At 45.9% G+C, this 19,528-nt stretch carries 12 protein-coding genes; 11 read left to right on the forward strand and 1 reads right to left on the reverse strand.

Annotation, left to right across the window (positions count from 1 at the left end; all coding sequences use genetic code 11):
• Positions 1-189 precede the first annotated feature (189 nt).
• Complete coding sequence (locus ABTV53_RS10100; protein ID WP_433752699.1) at positions 190-2,217, reverse strand: beta-galactosidase; 2,028 nt, start codon at positions 2,215-2,217, stop codon at positions 190-192.
• A gap of 129 nt (positions 2,218-2,346) precedes the next feature.
• On the opposite strand from ABTV53_RS10100, the gene ABTV53_RS10105 reads away from it, so the two are divergent.
• The 11 genes from ABTV53_RS10105 (at position 2,347) to ABTV53_RS10155 (ending at position 19,487) form a co-directional block, all read left to right on the forward strand.
• Positions 2,347-3,180 carry a helix-turn-helix domain-containing protein gene (locus ABTV53_RS10105; RefSeq protein ID WP_433752701.1) on the forward strand — a complete coding sequence of 278 codons (834 nt, stop codon included), beginning with the start codon at positions 2,347-2,349 and terminating at the stop codon, positions 3,178-3,180.
• 144 nt (positions 3,181-3,324) lie between these two features.
• On the forward strand, positions 3,325-4,113 hold the full coding sequence (locus tag ABTV53_RS10110; protein ID WP_433752703.1) for an alpha/beta hydrolase: 789 nt from the start codon (positions 3,325-3,327) through the stop codon (positions 4,111-4,113).
• Positions 4,114-4,149: 36 nt separating this feature from the next.
• Positions 4,150-4,815: an SGNH/GDSL hydrolase family protein gene (locus ABTV53_RS10115; RefSeq protein ID WP_433752705.1), complete on the forward strand. Its 666-nt coding sequence runs from the start codon at positions 4,150-4,152 to the stop codon at positions 4,813-4,815.
• A gap of 12 nt (positions 4,816-4,827) precedes the next feature.
• Positions 4,828-5,709, forward strand: a complete 882-nt coding sequence (locus tag ABTV53_RS10120) for an SMP-30/gluconolactonase/LRE family protein (RefSeq protein ID WP_433752706.1) — start codon at positions 4,828-4,830, stop codon at positions 5,707-5,709.
• 396 nt (positions 5,710-6,105) lie between these two features.
• Complete coding sequence (locus ABTV53_RS10125) at positions 6,106-9,186, forward strand: X2-like carbohydrate binding domain-containing protein (protein ID WP_433752707.1); 3,081 nt, start codon at positions 6,106-6,108, stop codon at positions 9,184-9,186.
• 271 nt (positions 9,187-9,457) lie between these two features.
• The gene (locus tag ABTV53_RS10130) at positions 9,458-11,005 is read left to right on the forward strand and encodes a response regulator transcription factor (RefSeq protein ID WP_433752709.1); all 1,548 of its coding nucleotides are present in this window, start codon (positions 9,458-9,460) and stop codon (positions 11,003-11,005) included.
• An 18-nt stretch (positions 11,006-11,023) separates the two neighbouring features.
• Positions 11,024-12,793, forward strand: a complete 1,770-nt coding sequence (locus ABTV53_RS10135; protein WP_433752711.1) for a sensor histidine kinase — start codon at positions 11,024-11,026, stop codon at positions 12,791-12,793.
• Between the two features lie 351 nt (positions 12,794-13,144).
• Complete coding sequence (locus ABTV53_RS10140) at positions 13,145-14,428, forward strand: extracellular solute-binding protein (protein WP_433754144.1); 1,284 nt, start codon at positions 13,145-13,147, stop codon at positions 14,426-14,428.
• A gap of 131 nt (positions 14,429-14,559) precedes the next feature.
• Positions 14,560-15,459, forward strand: a complete 900-nt coding sequence (locus tag ABTV53_RS10145) for a carbohydrate ABC transporter permease (RefSeq protein WP_278295763.1) — start codon at positions 14,560-14,562, stop codon at positions 15,457-15,459.
• The gene (locus ABTV53_RS10150; protein ID WP_339303018.1) at positions 15,452-16,282 is read left to right on the forward strand and encodes a carbohydrate ABC transporter permease; all 831 of its coding nucleotides are present in this window, start codon (positions 15,452-15,454) and stop codon (positions 16,280-16,282) included. The genes ABTV53_RS10145 and ABTV53_RS10150 overlap by 8 nt, the downstream gene beginning before the upstream one ends.
• A 157-nt stretch (positions 16,283-16,439) precedes the next feature.
• On the forward strand, positions 16,440-19,487 hold the full coding sequence (locus tag ABTV53_RS10155; RefSeq protein WP_433752713.1) for a glycoside hydrolase family 2 TIM barrel-domain containing protein: 3,048 nt from the start codon (positions 16,440-16,442) through the stop codon (positions 19,485-19,487).
• Positions 19,488-19,528 lie beyond the last annotated feature (41 nt).

Genomic DNA, 19,528 nt, shown 5'->3' on the forward strand with positions numbered 1-19,528 from the left:
ATCCGGTGTAGACGGATACGGGAAGTAGCAGCTTTTGACTTGCAGAAGACGATAAAGGTATGAAATCTATACCAATATCCTTGCTGACGACAATAACAAGTATAAAAGGAATGAATATGTGACACTTTGTATCGCGGGCATTTTTATCGCATGGTGTTATTCCGAATTATTACAATTAATCGAAATCGCTTATTTCATTTCGAGTAATTGCACCCCGCGGGCTTCAATCTCAACATTTCCCGAAAGCTCGCGATTGGTGAGCAGATCATATGCCTTGGCTCTACCGAGATCATAGGATTGCGTGGTTGCGTTATGATTCATGACAAACAGGTAGGGTTTGCCGTCTTTGGTTCGTGCGCTTACTTCAACACCTTCCGGTGTCTCAAGCAGGGAATCTACGTTCTTGGCTGCTGCAAGCTGTCCCAGCAAACCATCCAGGAAACGTTCATCCGGGTCGGATGCAACGTACCAGGCTTCACCTTGACCAAAGGTATTGCGTGTCACAACAGGCATGCCTTTATAAAAGTCGTCTCCATACTCCGCGATGACTTCGGCTCCTTCACTGTGCAGCAGGTCACACAGCATACCGCAGCCATATTCTCCTTCAAGATCACCGTAGGTTTCTTTGAGGACAATACGGTTCTTTTGCTCAGGCAGCAGGGCATCAATCTCTTCCACCCAGATTCCGAGCAGTTTACGGAGTTCTCCCGGATATCCACCTGTAGTCACGAGATCGTTCTCGTTCACAATGCCACTGAAGAAGGTCGTCAGGAATGTTCCACCCGCTTCAACATACTTCTCCAGTTTGGCGGCAAACCCTGGTTTAACCATGTAAAGAACAGGGGCAAGGACAATGTCGTATTTGCTCATATCCGTATCCACACTGATGATATCTACTTGTATGTTGCGGCGGAAGAAGGCTGCGTAATATTTATGGATCTGATCCACATAGTTCAGGGCAACTGTAGGTCCGCTTGATTTTTCGATGGCCCACCAGTTATCCCAGTCGAACACAATCGCTACTTTGGATTCAACAGATGCATCCAGCGTGGTATCACCAAGGAGCTGCAATTCCTTGCCCAGCTCAGCGACTTCGCGGAATACACGTGTATTCTCGTGTCCAGCATGCTCAATAACTGCACCATGATACTTCTCACAGGCACCGATGGAACGGCGAAGCTGGAAGAACATGATCGTATCGGCCCCGTGCGCAACAGATTGATAACTCCACAGACGCATGACACCTGGACGTTTCAGTGAGTTATAAGGTTGCCAATTCTGCTGACTTGGTGTTTGCTCCATCAGCATGAACGGTTGACCATCTTTCAGTCCGCGCATAAGGTCATGAGCCATTGCTGTGAAGCTAACGGGTGTTGCGAGACCAGGATAACTGTCCCAGGAGACGATATCCAGATATTTTGCCCATTTGAAATAGTCCAATTGCTTGAAGAATCCCATCAGATTGGTAGTAACAACGGATTCCGGGATGTGTTTTTTGATCGCATCGTATTCCAACAGATAACAATCCAGCATGCTGTCGGAGTTAAATCGGGAGTAGTCCAGTGAGATTCCCTGGAACGTTGAATTGTTGTTGCCCCAGTGTTCGCTCAGGTTGCTCGGTAATACAATTTCGTCCCAATCGTAGAAGGTATGCCCCCAGAAATTTGTGTTCCATGCTTTGTTGACCTTTTCCAGCGTCTGATAGCGTTCTTTGAGATACACGCGGAACGCTTTCTCACAGTTGTCACAGTAGCACTCACCGCCATATTCGTTGGAGATGTGCCATACGAGAACTGCGGGGTGATCCTTGTATCGTTCGGCCAGTTTATCCGCAATCTTCTCGACGTATTTGCGATAGGTCGGACTGTTGGGACAGGAATTATGTCGCCCACCGAATTTGCGTTTGCGTCCATCGGCATCTACACGAAGCACATCTGGATATTTCTTTGCCATCCAGGCCGGATGGGCAGCCGTGCTTGTTGCAAGGCATATATAGACACCATTTTCATATAAACGATTAATCAGTTGGTCGAGTTCTTCAAAACGGTAAGTAACTTCATCAGGCTGAATCAGTGCCCATGAAAATACGTTGATTGTGGCAATATCAATGCCTGCCAGTTGGAACATGCGCAGGTCTTCAAGGTGGGTTTCGTGATCCCACTGTTCCGGGTTGTAATCGCCCCCGTAGAACATTTTGGGCAGTTTGCTGCTAATCAATGTGTTCACCTCTTGTATAAGAATAATCCTATACTATATGATACATATGACTTTTAAAATATAATAAAAGTAATGATTGATATAAGAATACGGAAGTGTATTTCAGCTTATACCCAAGGAGGCATACCCATGTTTATCTCCCCCCGACATCAACGATATTTCATGACATCACGTGATCAGCCGCTGCCTCTTTATATTGAGAGCCTGGGTTATAACGGCAATCAGGAGAAGGTGTCCAGACCTGTGGGGTATCCCTGTTACCACTGGCTTCAGACCGTGAAGGGAGCCGGAGAATTCAAGTTTGCCGGTTCCACGGTCATACTGGGGGAAGCATCCGGTATTTTGCTGCCGCCGAATGAACCGCATGAATATGTGCGTGCCCAAGGAGAGTGGGAGACCCTTTATATTACATTTGGCGGTTCCCAGTGTCCGGCAATCTTGGAGTCACTTAGTCTGGGTGAAGCGGCGTTCCATCAGTGGGAGCAGAGCAGTTCGTTCAACGATTACGGCCAGGAAGTGCTGGATTCAATCAGAAGTGATCAGGATTTGTCGGGACTCGAAGCGTCAGCGGATATATACCGATTTCTGATTTTGCTCAAAAAACATGGCATGACGGGCAATCGTTCTTCCATCTCACATGCCGTGGAGAGACTCGCTCCGCTCATTGCATTCATGGAACAGCATTATGCGAATCCCGAGATTGGGCTCGAACATATGGCTGCCGTAACGGAGATCTCATCCAGACATCTAAATACATTGTTTAAACAATCTTTTGGCATGACAGCCTACAGTTATTTTATTCTGCTGCGTATTCGCAAAGCCAAGGAAATCATGACCGGGGATACCGCCCTGACGATTAGGGAAACTGCGATTCGGGTTGGCTTTCGGGATTCAAGCCATTTTGTTGCCACCTTTCGCAGGATTGAGGGGGTGACTCCTGAACAGTTCCGTAATTTGTACTAACATGTATCCAAATGAACAAAAAGTGATGCCAGGAAGGTATTGATGCCTTAGGGTCATTACCGTTATGATGGTATCGATTCCTGAGATTCGAAAACGTTTAAACGGACACTTAGTATCCGTTCTACTTGGAGAGGATGATTGAAGATGACAACTACGATACCCTTATGGGATCATGCTGCACCTTATGCAGCCCAGGGCCATGAAGACGAAATGCCACATTTGATTCCATTTATTCAGCCCGGTTCCGAGAGCGCTGTCATTGTATGCCCTGGTGGTGGCTATGGATTTTTGGCTGATCATGAAGGTGCTCCAATAGCCGAATTGCTGAACCGTGCAGGTATCAGTGCATTTGTCCTGAAATATCGGGTGGCACCTCACCAGCATCCAGCACCGATAACAGATGGTCAGCGTGCCATACGTTATGTTCGTGCGCATGCCGAGCAGTACGGCATCAATCCTGCCAAGATTGCAGTACTTGGTTTCTCCGCAGGTGGACATCTCACAGCGACACTGGGAACGCTGTATGACGAAGGACAACCGGACCATGAGGACCTCATTGAACGCCAAAGTTCACGCCCCGATCGAGTTATTCTCTGTTATCCGGTCATTACGATGGAGTCCTATGGACATGCCGGTTCCCGTGAGAATTTGCTTGGCTCTGACGCGTCTTCCGAACAGATCAAGGCTTTCAGCGCGGAGCAGCAGGTAAGAGCGGATGCTCCTGAAGCGTTCATCTGGCACACCAGCGATGACCAGGCAGTGCCTGTAGAGAATAGCTTGCGTTACGCACTTGCATTGGGTGCGCATGGCATTCCCTATGATTTGCACGTTTTTGAAAAAGGTTCACATGGTCTTGGATTGGCTGAGGACAACCACGCGGTTCGGGTATGGTCGGATCTATGCTTGACTTGGCTTAAAAATCAAGGCTGGTAATGATACTAGCGCTTTAGAGCGAAGGAGAAAATGACGATGAAATTGCAGAAAAATGATAAGCTTCTGTTTATCGGCGATTCGATCACGGACTGTGGTCGGGAACATCCTGTAGGCGAAGGAAGTTCAGGTCTGGGCCATGGTTATGTAGCGCAAGTCTATGCCCTGTTGCGATCCATCTATCCGGAATTGATGTTGCGTGTCCAGAATGTGGGTAATAGTGGGAATACGATTCGTGATCTGAAACAGCGCTGGGATCGTGATGTGCTGGACCTTAAACCGGATTGGCTCACAATCATGATCGGTATTAACGATGTATGGCGTCAGTTTGATAACCCACTCTCAACAGACTCCCATGTGTTTCTTGAAGAATACGAATCCACATTGCGTGAACTGGTGGCTTCGGTTCGTCCCAACCTGAAAGGTCTGGTACTGATGACGCCGTATTACCTTGAGGCCAATCCGGAAGACCCGATGCGGGCCACGATGGATATCTACGGAGAAGCGGTACGCAGGGTTGCCAGCGAGTATGATGCGGTGTATGTGGATACACAGGCTGCATTTGCTCCATTTTGGGATCATTTCTATACGTCTGTGCTGACTTATGACCGGGTACATCCGGATGCAACAGGCCATATGGTACTGTCCAAAGCATTCTTGGATGCCATCGGATTCGAATGGTCAGGCGGCGTCAAATCTGAATAAGGACGTGATGGCATGAGCGAGGTAACTGTAGCCGTACACACCCCGGCATTACTGGGGGAAGGCCCAAGCTGGGATGCGGAGAACAATCGATTATTGTGGGTAGATATTGAGAGCTTCAAGGTGCATGTCTATGATCCGGCTACGGGGCAGGATCAGGCTTATGATGTCGGTGAACATGTCGGGGCTGTTGTTCCCTATCGGGGTGACGAAGTTGTGGTTGCTTTACGCAGTGGATTCCATACGTTTCACTTGCTTACGGGTGAGCTGCAGGCCATTGAAGACCCTGAACAAGACAAGGATACCAATCGTTTTAATGATGGAAAATGTGATGCGAAGGGCCGCTTCTGGGCAGGCACAATGAGCATGAATAATGAGAGCAAAGCCGGATCATTGTATTGTTTGGAGGAAGGACAACCTGTTCGCACGATGGTACAAGGTGTATCTACATCCAACGGTCTGGGTTGGAGTCCGGATCGGAAGACCATGTATTATATTGATACTCCTACACGTTCGATTGACCGGTTTGATTTTGATCTCACAGCAGGTACGATACAGAATCGGACAAGTGTCATTCATATACCGGAGGAATTCGGTTTTCCGGATGGCATGACGGTTGATGGTGAGGGCATGCTGTGGGTTGCACATTGGGGCGGAGGAAGAATCACTCGCTGGAACCCGGATACGTCAGAACTGTTGCAACAGATTGATATACCGGCAGATCAGGTAACCTCCTGCTGTTTTGGCGGACCGGATCTCGAAGAACTTTACATTACAACAGCACGTATAGGGATTAAGGAAGAACGTTTGAAAGAGACGCCGGATGCGGGTTCACTGTTTGTCGTCAGACCGGGAGTTAAAGGTCAGGAGACTCATGCCTATGGTAGCTCGAAATAAACAGGTGCCAATCATGTAGTAAACTTCTGTCTGGTCGGCCAGGTAAGAAATGATTCATTTTGTACTCTTATATAAAATATAACATGTTGAAAGGTGCTGTTCTAACAGCATCTTTTTTATTGTATAGACAAGTTTAAACACTAAAAATATTTTACAAAAAACGATTTCGACAGAGGGGTTTTGGAATTTCCATCGAATGTTATTTATTGAAAGTATTATCCATATAACCGTGAATTAAGAATAACTATGTAAGCGCTTAACAACAAGACTGGAGGGAGGTGAGGCTTCTTGTATCAAGGGATGCATTGATTCGTCTGGCACGCCATCATCAGCACGATGAGACAGCGGGGATAGACCAAAATGCAGTAACGAAGTAGAAGAGGAGGATAAGTTGATATGAGAACGTTTATGGGGAAATTACGAATGATGAGCCTCACGGTTGCCGTAGTAACTGCTTCGCTGGGAGGACTTGCTGGAACGACAGCAGCGGCGCCGAGTGAAGCCTATGAGTGGAAAAATGTGGTGACTGGTGCAGGAGGCGGGTTTGTACCGGGCATTATTTTCAATGAGTCGGAAAAGGATCTGATCTATGCCCGTACGGATATCGGGGGAGCCTATCGCTGGAATGCGGCCAACGAGAGCTGGATACCTCTAACGGATTTTGTCGGCTGGGATGACTGGAACAAAAATGGTGTGGACGCACTGGCTACGGACCCCGTTGATCCTGATCGGGTGTATATGGCCGTTGGGACGTATACGAACTCGTGGGACCAAAATAATGGTTCCATCTTGCGCTCTGCGGACCGGGGAGATACATGGCAGACCACAACACTTCCGTTCAAAGTGGGCGGCAATATGCCAGGACGTTCGATGGGAGAACGCCTGACCGTGGACCCGAATGATAACAGTATCCTGTACTTCGGTGCACGAAGTGGTCATGGGTTATGGAAAAGTACGGATTACGGTATGACCTGGAACGAAGTCACAAGTTTCCCGAATCCGGGAAATTATGTGCAAGATCCTTCGAATGAATATACCAGTGACATCGTAGGTCTGGCATGGATTACGTTTGACAAAACAACAGGTTCGGCAGGACAAGCAACCCAGACAATCTATGTGGGTGTTGCGGATAAAGAACAAAGTGTATATCGCAGCACAAATGGTGGCCGGACCTGGTCAGCTGTTGCTGGTCAACCTACAGGTTATATCCCGCATCATGGTGTGCTTGATTCAGACGGCAGCCTCTATATTACGTACAGCGATGGTGTTGGACCCTATGATGGGGAAAAAGGTGACGTGTGGAAACTGAACACGTCGACAGGTGTCTGGACCAACATCAGCCCTGTTCCAAGCAGCAGCACGGATAATTATTTTGGATATGGCGGATTGGCTGTTGATGCACAGAATCCAGGTACATTGATGGTTGCGACATTAAATTCCTGGTGGCCGGATGCCAACTTGTTCCGTAGTACAGATGGCGGAGCGACGTGGACACGCATATGGGAATTTGAAGGATATCCGAACCGGAAGTTACGTTATACACAGGATATTTCCGCAGCACCATGGCTCACATTTGGCACGAATCCTGCCCCGCCCGAAACAACTCCAAAACTGGGCTGGATGATCGGTGATTTGGAGATTGATCCATTTGATTCGGATCGTATGATGTATGGAACGGGTGCTACGATCTATGGAACGAAGAACCTGACAGACTGGGATGATGACGAAAAAATCAATATTTCAGTGATGGCGAAAGGGGTTGAGGAGATCGCCGTGCTGGATCTGATCAGCCCGCCAAGTGGTGCACATTTGATAAGCGGAGTGGGGGATGTCTCAGGATTCCGTCATAACAATCTGGATCAGGCGCCAGCTACCATATTTACGAGTCCGAACTATTCTTCCACAGAAAGTCTGGATTTTGCAGAGCTAAGTCCAAATACGATGGTTCGTGTAGGTAAAGCAGATTATGCTGCTGATCCAAATGCAAAATCCATTGGTTTGTCCAGTGACGGAGGTACTACGTGGTATAAGGCCAATGCAGAGCCTGCCGGTACAACTGGAGGGGGGACTGTAGCCATCTCTGCGGATGGTAACCGACTCGTATGGAGCACGTCAGATAAAGGCGTATATTATTCGACTGGCGGCAATTCATGGACGGCAAGCACGGGGATACCTGCACAGGCGAAAGTGATTTCGGATCGTGTCAATCCAAACAAATTCTATGGATTTGCAGCGGGTAAAATCTATGTGAGTGTGAACGGTGGTGCTACCTTCACGGCATCACCTGCGACTGGACTTCCGATGGAAGGAAATTCTGATCTGGATGCCGTTCCAGGTGTTGAAGGCGAACTCTGGTTTGCAGGTGGTAGCGAGGAAGAAGGCCCTTACGGATTATGGCATTCCACGGATTCAGGAACGACATTCACGAAGCTTGCCAATGTAGAGGAAGCAGACAGTATCGGATTTGGTAAAGCGGCCCCTGGGCAGAGCGTTGTTGCATTATACACGGTTGCACAGATCGATGGAACACGTGGATTGTTCCGCTCCGATGACGGTGGTGCCCATTGGGTTCGTATCAACGATGATCAGCATCAGTATGCTCGTGTAACTACAATTACGGGTGATCCGCGTTTGTATGGAAGAGTATATCTCGGAACAAATGGCCGGGGAATTTTGTATGCTGACCGTGTTGGAGGTAACAATGGCGGAGGAGACGGCGGGGGGACACCAGTAACCAACTCTGCGATTACACCGGTTACAGCCGAATTTGATCGCAAAGCAGGCAATCAGGTTGATATTCCGGTCACGTTAACACTGAATGGCAATACACTTGTATCCATTCGCAACGGGAATGCAACGCTGGTTTCAGGTACAGATTACACGTTGACAGGCAATGAGGTCGTATTAAGTAAAAACTACCTGGCTTCACTGCAAAATGGCGCAGCTGCACTAACCTTCCAATTCAGCGCAGGTGCTCATGCGACCTTGAATCTGCTCATTAAAGACACGACAGCTGCACCAGCGGGAACCATACGCATTGAGATGTATAATAGCAATACATCGGCAACGGGCAGCTCGATTAGCCCCAAATTCAAACTGACGAATACAGGCACTGCAGCATTGAATCTGTCTGATGTGAAAATCAGATACTATTACACGATAAACGGTGAACAGCCTCAGAACTTCTTTGCTGACTGGGCGACTGCTGGCAGTGCGAATGTAACAGGCACGTTCAGTGCACTCAATCCAGTACGGACAGGTGCTGATCACGTGCTTGAGATTGGATTCACAGCTTCGGCTGGAGCGCTGAATGCGGGAGAAAGCACTGAAATCCATACGCGCATATCCAAGGACAATTGGACCAACTATACGCAAACGGATGATTATTCCTTTGCAGGTAGTCAGACTTCCTATACGGACTGGTCCAAAGTCACTGGTTATATCGTGGGAAGTCTCCAGTGGGGAATTGAACCATAAGTGAGTGATTTAACGTTATAAAGGATTGAAAATAGGGGTCCTGATTCGCCAAATGTTCGAAAGGCGATTCAGGGCTCTTATTTTGTCGAAATATAGTGTAAACTATAGATAGTTACCATTGATTAAACGATCGTTTTAGGATATAAAAAGAGGTACAATCAATTTAAATTTAATGTAACCGCTAACACTGGAAAGTGTTTATAACCGATATATAATAGTGGGTATAGCCTATACAGATATAGAGGAAAGATTAGACAAGGGGGTCGCGATCATGAACCGGTTGTGCAAGGTGCTGATTGTTGACGATGAGTTTCTGGTAAGGCAGGGCATAAAGCACCATATGAACTGGGAAGCGGAAGGATTTATCATTGTGGGTGAAGCTTCCAACGGTGAAGAAGGATTACAGCAGGTGAACCTGTTAAAACCGGATATTGTGATTACCGATATTGTCATGCCTGTCATGGATGGCGAAACGTTTGTCCGTACACTAAAAGCCAGTAATCCGCAGATTGAAGTTATTGTACTTAGCAGCTTCAGTGAGTTCGAGTATGTACGTTCTACGCTTCAGCACGGGGCAGCCGATTATATACTGAAACCAAAGCTGGATACGAATGAATTATTGCAGGTCCTTCAACGCACAGCAGGTAAAATTCCGGAGCTACAGTTTGAGCCGTCGCACGATGGCTGGAGACTTGGACAACTGATGGAGAAGATGTTATCCGGATTTACACTGGACGAAAATAGTGAAATGCCGATTATACGAGATACTTTTCCGTACGAATCCTTTCGTTTGCTTGTGTATAAACCCATGGATGCTGGAGGGAATCCACTGAAGCTGGATAAGGAACAGATGGAATCCAAGCTTCGCAGTGATCTGCCTGAAGTGGAATGTGCAATGGTTCCCGCAGAGGGGACATTACCTGTGATGCTTCTTAATGTTGATCCTGCGAGAGATGGGTGGATGCTTGAACGGATTAGGCAGTTGGCCAGTGAAAATGCAGCAGGAGAAGGTAGTCCTGGTTGGGTGCTTAGTGACAGCTTTACTTCATTTGAACAGATGGGTGTTGTCTACCGTGAACGCCTGATTAAGCTGATGGAATATCGCTTCTATTATAAGGATCGCTCAATCCTGGTGTATGGTGAACTGCCTCCAATACATCCCGCAGGTTACCAGTTTAATGTGAATATGTTTTTGCAGCATGTGAAGCGTAACCGGGTTGAAGCGGCAAGGGAGTATTTACATGATCACGCTACAACTCTTGGAAGAGATTATATTGCCGATGTGTTTGAGATCAAGTCATTCCTTGGTAATCTGATCTTCAACGTGACCATCACCCTCGCTGATATGGATGTGCAGTCTGAGGTGCTGGAAGAGAGCAAATATACGTATTTTAAAAATGTGGACGGGGCTTCGAGTCTGGACGAAGTCATGACTGTGCTTGATCATTTCATGACGGAAGTTCAGGAGTGCACCATTGGTGCGGGTGGAAAACGCAGTGATCCCAACATGAAGATGCTGTTGGATTATATACATGAGCACTTTGATCAGCCGCTTGGGCTTGCTGAAGTAGCCAAGCATTTTCATTTTAATCCATCGTATTTATCCAGTTATTTCTCATCTCACAAAAAAGAAGGATTTAATGAATATTTGAATAAAATTCGGATTGAAAAGGCGGAGGAACTGCTCCGATCCGATGATGTAACCATCTCTGAGATTAGCAGTATGGTTGGTTATTCCGATCATAGTTACTTTTGCAAAGTGTTCAAAAAATTCACCGGACTATCACCAAGCCGATACCGGCGCAAATTCTGGGCATAAAGTCAGAAGGATAAAATCATGAAGAAATGGATGAACAGGTTATCTCGTCTCGGATTATTTCCCAAGTTGTTTCTGGTTATGGTCATCAGTATTGTTCTCGTCTCTGTACTCATCTTATGGACAACCATTCACATGTCCACCAATCTGTTTACCGAGACGTTCAGTATTACAAACTCCAAGGTGCTTAATCAGATTAAGACCAATTTTGAAGCCTTTAATGAATCAATTGCTGCGGTTACCAATAATGTAGCTCAAAGTGGTGCCATTCGGGGGTTTCTGTCGGAGGGGGATGCAGACTCAGTCTCAACGGCTAAATCTTTCTATAATATGCGTGAAACAATGAATCGTGTTCAAACCATTATTGAGTCTTATGAAGTAGGCATTACCATTGTGGGTGTGAACGGACGAAGTTTCTCGACTAATCCGGCTTACATTAAGAAGACAGGGGACGAGTTGAAGCAGGAGCCTATTACCAAAGAAGCCATCCAATCGCCGAGTCGGCTAATCTTTGACTATTACCGCAGTGATACCAGCGAAGGCGAACTGCAGATGATTTCTGCAACAAAGGCATTGACGGACCGAACAAGAAATCACATATACGGAACACTCTATGTCACCATGAGAGAAGTGGAATTCCAGCAGTTCTATTCCAGTTTCACGAGTCGAGGTAATGATGTGGTCATTATGAACGAAAAGGGCGAAATCATATCTTCGAACCGTCTGGACTGGATCGGTACAATTCAGCCGGAGTTGCTAACATATGCTAAGGATTTGAGTGTGGACGTTACGAAAAGTGTTAATGCCCGTGTCATGGGGCAGGAGAGCATTATTTTATCCGAGTATTTGCCCTTTTATCGGTTTTACCTGATTAATGTCGTGGATAAAGATATGGCGATGGGACAGCTCATTGACATGAAGACGGTTGCGCTGATCTGTACAGCGATCGTTATCGGTGCGCTTGTTCTGGTGTTTCTGATTACCAGCCAAATCACCAAATCACTGCGCAGACTGGTGAAGCAGATGTCTAATATTACGAAAAGTGATCTGGATAACTATATACCGGTTAGTGGCAGTTACGAGAGTCGGCAACTGGGCCATGCGTACAACTATATGCTTGATGAACTGCATGATTATGTGGATCAATTAGTACAGACGCAGCATGAACAACGTAACGCAGAGCTGGCGGCATTACAGAGTCAGATTAACCCTCATTTCTTGTACAATACTCTTGCATCTGTCAAAGTTCTGGTGCAACAAGGCAACAAGGACCGGGCAGCGGAGACCATAAATGCATTAATTGGATTGCTGCAAAATACGATCAGTGATGTGAGTCAGACGGTTACAGTGGAGCAAGAAGTCGAGAATTTGAAAAATTATGTCTTCATTAATCACGTTAGATACGGTGGCCGGATTAAAGCTGCTTTCTACGTCGCTCCGGATTGTACACACTATCATGTACCCAAGTTGGTGATCCAGCCGTTTATTGAAAATGCTTTTTTCCATGGATTTATCAGGAAAGAGACGGGTACGATTCATGTCATGGTTTCCAGAGCAGGAGAATCACTCATCTGTGAGATTATGGACAATGGTGATGGAATTGAAGGGCTTGTCATGGGAGAAACCTTACCCAATCCGAAGAATAATCGTCAACTATTCAGTGGTATCGGTATTCGCAATGTACATGACCGTATTGAGTTATTATATGGTTCACCCTATGGTGTCACCATCATGAGTACCGTCGGAGAAGGAACAAGAGTTACCGTTACACTGCCTCTAATCACGAATTGAATCGCAGCCAATTTCAATTGAATACTATCAAAATCGAGATCCCTCGTCGCTGTATTTCTACAGAAACGGGGGATTTTTATATGTCAGAGTTGAAGTAAACACACATATTTGTACGATTTCAAGATCAAGATAATACAAAATCAAAAGAAATTACAAAAAAACAATTTTAATGCAAACGGTTTCTGTAAAGGTTTTCATTGTGGCAATAAGATGACAAATCCGCACAAAATTATTACTAACGAATGGAGATATGGGAATGATAAGATGAATACATCGAAAGCAACCGCTTTCAGAAAACGTAAACAAATTACACACAAAGAGGTCGAAGGGGAGTTGAATGTTTTGAAAAAAATGTGGGTATTGATGCTCGTTACAGTACTGCTGTTGTCCGCATGTTCATCCGGTGGAGGAAGTAATTCTGCCAGTGGTGGAGAAGAAAAAACAAACGAAATTACAATTTGGGCTTGGGACAAAGCATTTAACGTCGCTGCTCTTGAACAAGCAAAAGAGATTTATCAAAAAGAAAATCCTGATTTGAAGATCAACATCATTGAGAATGCTCAAGATGCGATTATCCAGAAGCTGAACACAGGGTTGAACTCTGGAACAAGCAGCGGTCTTCCAAATATCGTTTTGATTGAAGACTATCGTGCACAAAGCTTCCTGAGCGCGTATCCGGATGCGTTCAAAGATTTGTCTTCTACGATTAAAGCTTCCGATTTTGCAGATTACAAAATTGGACCAACATCCTATGAGGGCAAACAATATGGAGTTCCATTTGACTCCGGCGTAGCAGGTGTGTACTACAGAACGGATTTGCTGGAAGAAGCGGGCTACAAGTCTGCTGACTTGCAAGACATCACTTGGGATGATTACATCCAAATCGGTAAAGACGTAAAAGCAAAAACAGGTAAAGAGCTGCTGTCTCTTGACCCGAATGATCTTGGAATCATTCGCATGATGATCCAAACAGCAGGCAAATGGTACACTGCAGAAGATGGCAAGACACCTGACATTAGCACTAACCCTGCATTGAAAGAAGCTTTCGAAACGTACAAAAAAATGATGGATGCCAACATTGTTAAATTGCACTCTGACTGGAGTCAATTCGTTGCCAACGCCAATAACGGTAGCGTAGCAACAATTCCTACAGGTAACTGGTTCTCGCCATCTGTACGTCAAGAAGCTTCCCAATCCGGTAAATGGGCTGTAGCTCCAATGCCGAAAATGGCTGGTCAATCTAACTCTGTACATGCATCCAACTTGGGTGGTAGCTCCTGGTATGTTATGAACAATGTTCCTGGTGCAGATCAAGCAGCTGACTTTATGGCAAAAACATTTGGTTCTGACAAACAATTGTACCAAGACTTGTTGACAAATATTGGTGCGATCGGTACGTACAAACCGGCTACAGATGGTGATGCGTACAACAAGGCAGATGAATTCTTCAGCGGTCAAAAAATCTTCAGTGATTTCGCAAATTGGACCAAAGAAATTCCAAACGTAAACTATGGTAGCAACACATATGCAATTGAAGACATTCTGGTTGTTGAAATGCAAGCGTACCTGAATGGTAAATCAATTGACGAAGTTTTGGCCGAAGCACAAAAACAAGCTGAAGCACAATTAAACTAGGACACCCAAGGTAACTTATAGAACCCTAGGTAACTCGGAGCCGTCTCCCTTGTCTGACGCAAGTCGAACAGGACAAGGCGAGAGGCTCCGTGGGTTCTATCCATGTTCCGTGGAGAGAGAGGAGCCATACTGTGAAAGCCATAAATACAGGAGACAGTCTCCAAAAGAAAAATAATTTGACTGGATGGGCTTTTGTTTTGCTGGCTGTTATCGGAATTGTAGCATTTTACTTCTATCCGATGATTCAAGCGCTGCTCTTATCATTCAAGTCTGGTAAAGGTGCCAATCTTGAATTTTCGGGCCTTGCGAATTACAAAAGATTGTTAGTTGATACTACGTTCCGTACAGCATTATCGAACACATTTATCTACTTGATCATTCAAGTGCCTGTAATGATTATTCTTGGTTTGTTTATTTCCGTATTGCTGAATGACAGCACACTGCGGTTCCGGAGCTTTTTCCGTACAGCGATTTTCTTGCCTTGTGTAACTTCATTGGTAGCATACTCTGTTGTATTCAAATATTTGTTCGCACCAGATGGAATGGTGAATCAATTCCTGATGGGTCTGCACATAATTGGCGACCCAATCCAATGGATCACAGACCCGTTCTGGGCTAAAATTACGATCATAATCGCCGTTACTTGGCGTTGGACCGGATATAACATGATTTTCTATCTGTCATCCCTGCAAAACATTGATCAATCGATCTATGAAGCAGCAAGAATTGACGGAGCGAATGCTTTTACACAATTCTTCAAAATCACAGTACCTTTGCTCAAACCGATTATCCTCTTCACGTCGATCACATCAACGATTGGTACATTGCAAATCTTCGATGAGATCATGAATATAACCAAAGGTGGTCCAGGTAATGCGACCATGTCGATCTCACAGTACATCTACAACCTTTCGTTCAAATATTCACCGGACTTCGGGTATGCAGCAACCGTGTCGTATTCCATCGTAATCTTAATTATTGTATTGTCCATCATCCAGTTTAAAGTGGCAGGTGATAATAAAAATGGCTAAAGCTAAAGCAAAACGGATTTTCACTTATGTGTTCCTATCCATCGTCGCCTTTGTATCCATTTTCCCTTTCTTCTGGATGCTGGTCAGTTCAACGAATGCATCTGTCGATGTAACCAAAGGCAGATTGTTACCAGGTTCAGCTTTTATTGATAACTTCAACAAACTGCTTGATTCCACAAATCTCGTGCAGGCTCTCGGGAACTCGGCTATTATCTCGGTGCTCTCGACTCTTCTGGCCCTGTTGATTGGTTCCATGGCAGGTTATGGTTTCGAGGTATTTCGCACGAAGTCCCGTGATATTGTGTTTAATATCCTGTTGTTATCCATGATGATCCCGTTTGCAGCAATCATGGTACCACTATATCGGATGTTTGCAACAATATCGGGTGTTGCACCAGGAATCGGTATCAACACAATGGGAGCAGTTATCCTTCCGACTATTGCGACAGCGTTCCTGATCTTTTTCTTCCGTCAGAACACCAAAATGTTCCCGAAAGACTTACTGGAAGCTGGACGTATTGATGGTTTGAGTGAACTCGGCATCTTCCTGAAGATCTATATGCCAACAATGAAAACAACATATGCAGCGGCAGCAATCATTACATTCATGAGTAGCTGGAACAACTATCTGTGGCCACTCATTGTATTGCAAACACCTGACCAACAAACGATTCCGCTATTGATCTCAAATCTTGGTGCTGGTTATGCTCCGGATTATGGAGTGATCATGACAGCAATCGTAATTGCAACACTGCCTACAGCAATCGTTTTCTTCATCATGCAGAAACATTTTGTTGCAGGTATGGTAGGTTCCGTGAAGTAATGAAAACAGCATAATCCGTGCAAATGACGGGTGCAGAAAAGAAGAGAGGGCGCTGTTATGGCGTACCTTGTCTTTTTTGTTTATGTAAAGCAAAAAGGAAATCCAGAGTAAACCTTGAATAAGTCAAACTATAACGTTTTAAAGGGAGAGAGAGCCGATGAAAGCAACAAAGGCAGATATCAACTGGTTGGGAGACGTAAGTGTATTTGAGGTGAACCGTCTTCATGCCTATTCCGATCACCGTTATTACCAAACAATGGACGAGGCTATTGGTTCCGGCGCGATGTCCATGCGTTATGATCTGAATGGTACGTGGAAATTCAACTATGCAATTCGTCCAGACAGCCGTTCTGAGTTTTTCTATACATCCGATTTTTCCAGTGAAGGCTGGGATGATATTGAAGTTCCGGGGCATATCCAACTTCAGGGATACGGACAGATTCAATATGTAAATACACAATATCCTTGGGATGGCTTGAATGACATTCGTCCACCGGCATTGCCACAGGACAAAAATCCCGTTGGAAGTTACATTCGCACATTCCACCTGCCGACAGGTTGGGAGTCGAATCCGGTATATATTTCTTTCCAGGGTGTAGAGTCTGCATTCTATGTATGGCTTAACGGACAATTCGTAGGATACGGGGAAGACAGCTTTACGCCGTCAGACTTTGACCTGACACCATTCCTTCAGGATGGGGAGAACAAACTCGCAGTTGAGGTGTATCAACGCAGCACAGGCAGCTGGCTGGAAGATCAGGATTTCTGGCGTTTCTCCGGTATTTTCAGAGATGTGTATCTGTATACAGTCCCTGCTGCACACGTTCGTGATGTTCATGTCCGCACAGATCTGGACAAGTCCTATACGAACGGTACATTGCAACTCGATTTGAAACTGGAAGGAAAAGCGGTTGCTGGAGCACGTGTAGAGGCTGAACTTCGTGATCGTGAAGGCAATACCGTTAAAACGTTTGAATCCAAGGTTAACGATGGACAAGTAAGTCTTCGTGAAGATATTGGTACAGTGAATCTGTGGAGCGCAGAGATTCCATACTTGTACCGTCTCTATATTCGTGTATATGATGCTGCGGGTACACTGGTTGAGGTAGTTCCTCAGGCTGTAGGTTTCCGTACATTTGAAATGATTGATAAAGTGATGCACATCAACGGTAAACGTATTGTATTCAAAGGTGTGAATCGTCATGAGTTCAACCCGCGTCGTGGACGTGCGGTTACGAAGGAAGACATGCTGTGGGATGTTCGTACCATCAAACAAAACAATATGAATGCCGTACGTACGTCACACTATCCAAACCAAAGTCTGTGGTATGAGTTGTGTGATGAATACGGACTCTATGTTATTGACGAGATGAATCTGGAGACACACGGATCTTGGCAGAAGCTTGGCGCTGTTGAGCCTTCTTGGGTTATCCCAGGGGACAAACCGGAATGGCATGATATCGTTATGGACCGCGCTGTATCCATGGTGGAGCGTGACAAAAACCATCCATCCATTCTGATCTGGTCTTGTGGTAACGAATCACACGGTGGTGAAGTCATCTACAAAGTATCCCAATACTTCAAAGCAGCTGATCCAACACGTCTGGTGCATTACGAAGGTGTATTCCATGATCGCCGTTTCAATGAGACAAGTGATATGGAGACCCGCATGTATGCCAAACCGGCGGACATTGAGGAATTCCTGAATGCCAACCCGACCAAACCTTATATTAGCTGTGAGTACATGCACGCCATGGGTAACTCTATTGGTGGGATGCACAAATATACGGAGTTGGAAGACAAATACCCGATGTATCAAGGTGGATTCATCTGGGATTACATCGACCAATCCATTTATAAAAAAGATCGTTACGGCAACGAATTCCTTGCCTATGGCGGAGATTTCGGTGATCGTCCATCAGACTATTCGTTCTGTGGCAACGGTATCGTTCATGCTGATCGTAAAGTCACTGCAAAAATGCAGGAGGTCAAATTCCTGTACCAGAACATCAAGCTGTTCCCGGATCGTGAAGGCGTTAAGATCGTGAACGGTAACCTGTTTGCAGATACATCTGCGCTGGAACTGGTTTACAGCCTGGATCGTGAGGGGCATGAAGTGCTGCGTGGAACATTGGAAGTGAACGTGGATGCGCAAAGCGAGACGGTAGTAAAACTTCCGCTAGGTGCAGAATCTCTGGCGGGCGGCGAGTACGCAGTGAACACTGCATTTGTGTTAAAAGAAGCTACCCTGTGGGCTGACAAAGGCGAAGAAGTGGCATTTGGACAGTTTATTTTCACACAGGATCAAGTGAATGAAACGGCTCAGACGGACCTGAACCTTGTAAGTGATATACAGGTAGTTGAAGGTGATGTTAATATCGGTGTTCGTGCTGGCAAGACACATGCGCTGTTCTCCAAACAATTCGGGACACTGGTTTCGCTAAAATTGTCCGGTCGTGAGACAATTGCCATACCTCCTGCACCGCTCTTCTGGCGTGCAATGACGGATAATGACAAAGGGATGGCGATGGGCTTCGAACTGGGTGCCTGGTATGCAGCGAGCTTGATGCCACGTTCTGTAGAGTGGAAAGCGGAACAGAAACCGGATCAATACCGGATCGAGTTCACGTACAAACTCAACATTTCCGAGGATGTACAAGTGAGAGTGGTATATACCGTTCATGGAGATGGAAGCGTACGTGTGCATAATACGTACAAAGGTACGGCCGGATTGCCAAACCTGCCCATTCATGCATTGTCCTTCAGAACATCACCTGACTTCGAAAACGTGGAATGGCTCGCGATGGGACCAGAAGAAAATTATGCAGACCGCGCATTTGGCGCACGTCTGGGTATCCATGGCAGCAAGGTTGCGGATACCATGGCTCCATATCTGGTACCGCAAGAATCAGGCAACCGTACTGGCGTACGTTGGGCCAAATTGACAGACAACGCGGGACGTGGCTTCAAAATTGAGGCATCCGGAACTCCGGTTGAGCTGAATGTATCACCATATACAGCATTCGAGCTGGAGAACGCACAACATGCGTACGAATTGCCTCCTGTGCACTATACGGTCGTGACTGTAGCGGGTAAACAAATGGGTGTTGGCGGTGATGACAGCTGGGGCGCTCCAGTTCATCCGGAATACCTGATCCCTTCGGACGGCGAACTGACATTTGAATTTGTCATTCGTGCACTGTAAGCAAAGGAATCGTACAGAATAAAGAATAGATTAAAATAAAG

Origin of the sequence: Paenibacillus amylolyticus (assembly GCF_050990605.1) — a bacterium.
Lineage (GTDB): Bacteria > Bacillota > Bacilli > Paenibacillales > Paenibacillaceae > Paenibacillus > Paenibacillus amylolyticus_H.

Excerpts from the sequence above, each read along its gene's own strand:
- ABTV53_RS10105 (WP_433752701.1), top strand. The coding sequence starts at position 2,347 with ATGTTTATCTCCCCCCGACATCAACGATATTTCATGACATCACGTGAT.
- ABTV53_RS10110 (WP_433752703.1), top strand. The coding sequence starts at position 3,325 with ATGACAACTACGATACCCTTATGGGATCATGCTGCACCTTATGCAGCC.
- ABTV53_RS10115 (WP_433752705.1), top strand. The coding sequence starts at position 4,150 with ATGAAATTGCAGAAAAATGATAAGCTTCTGTTTATCGGCGATTCGATC.
- ABTV53_RS10120 (WP_433752706.1), top strand. The coding sequence starts at position 4,828 with ATGAGCGAGGTAACTGTAGCCGTACACACCCCGGCATTACTGGGGGAA.
- ABTV53_RS10125 (WP_433752707.1), top strand. The coding sequence starts at position 6,106 with ATGAGAACGTTTATGGGGAAATTACGAATGATGAGCCTCACGGTTGCC.
- ABTV53_RS10130 (WP_433752709.1), top strand. The coding sequence starts at position 9,458 with ATGAACCGGTTGTGCAAGGTGCTGATTGTTGACGATGAGTTTCTGGTA.
- ABTV53_RS10135 (WP_433752711.1), top strand. The coding sequence starts at position 11,024 with ATGAAGAAATGGATGAACAGGTTATCTCGTCTCGGATTATTTCCCAAG.
- ABTV53_RS10140 (WP_433754144.1), top strand. The coding sequence starts at position 13,145 with ATGTGGGTATTGATGCTCGTTACAGTACTGCTGTTGTCCGCATGTTCA.
- ABTV53_RS10150 (WP_339303018.1), top strand. The coding sequence starts at position 15,452 with ATGGCTAAAGCTAAAGCAAAACGGATTTTCACTTATGTGTTCCTATCC.
- ABTV53_RS10155 (WP_433752713.1), top strand. The coding sequence starts at position 16,440 with ATGAAAGCAACAAAGGCAGATATCAACTGGTTGGGAGACGTAAGTGTA.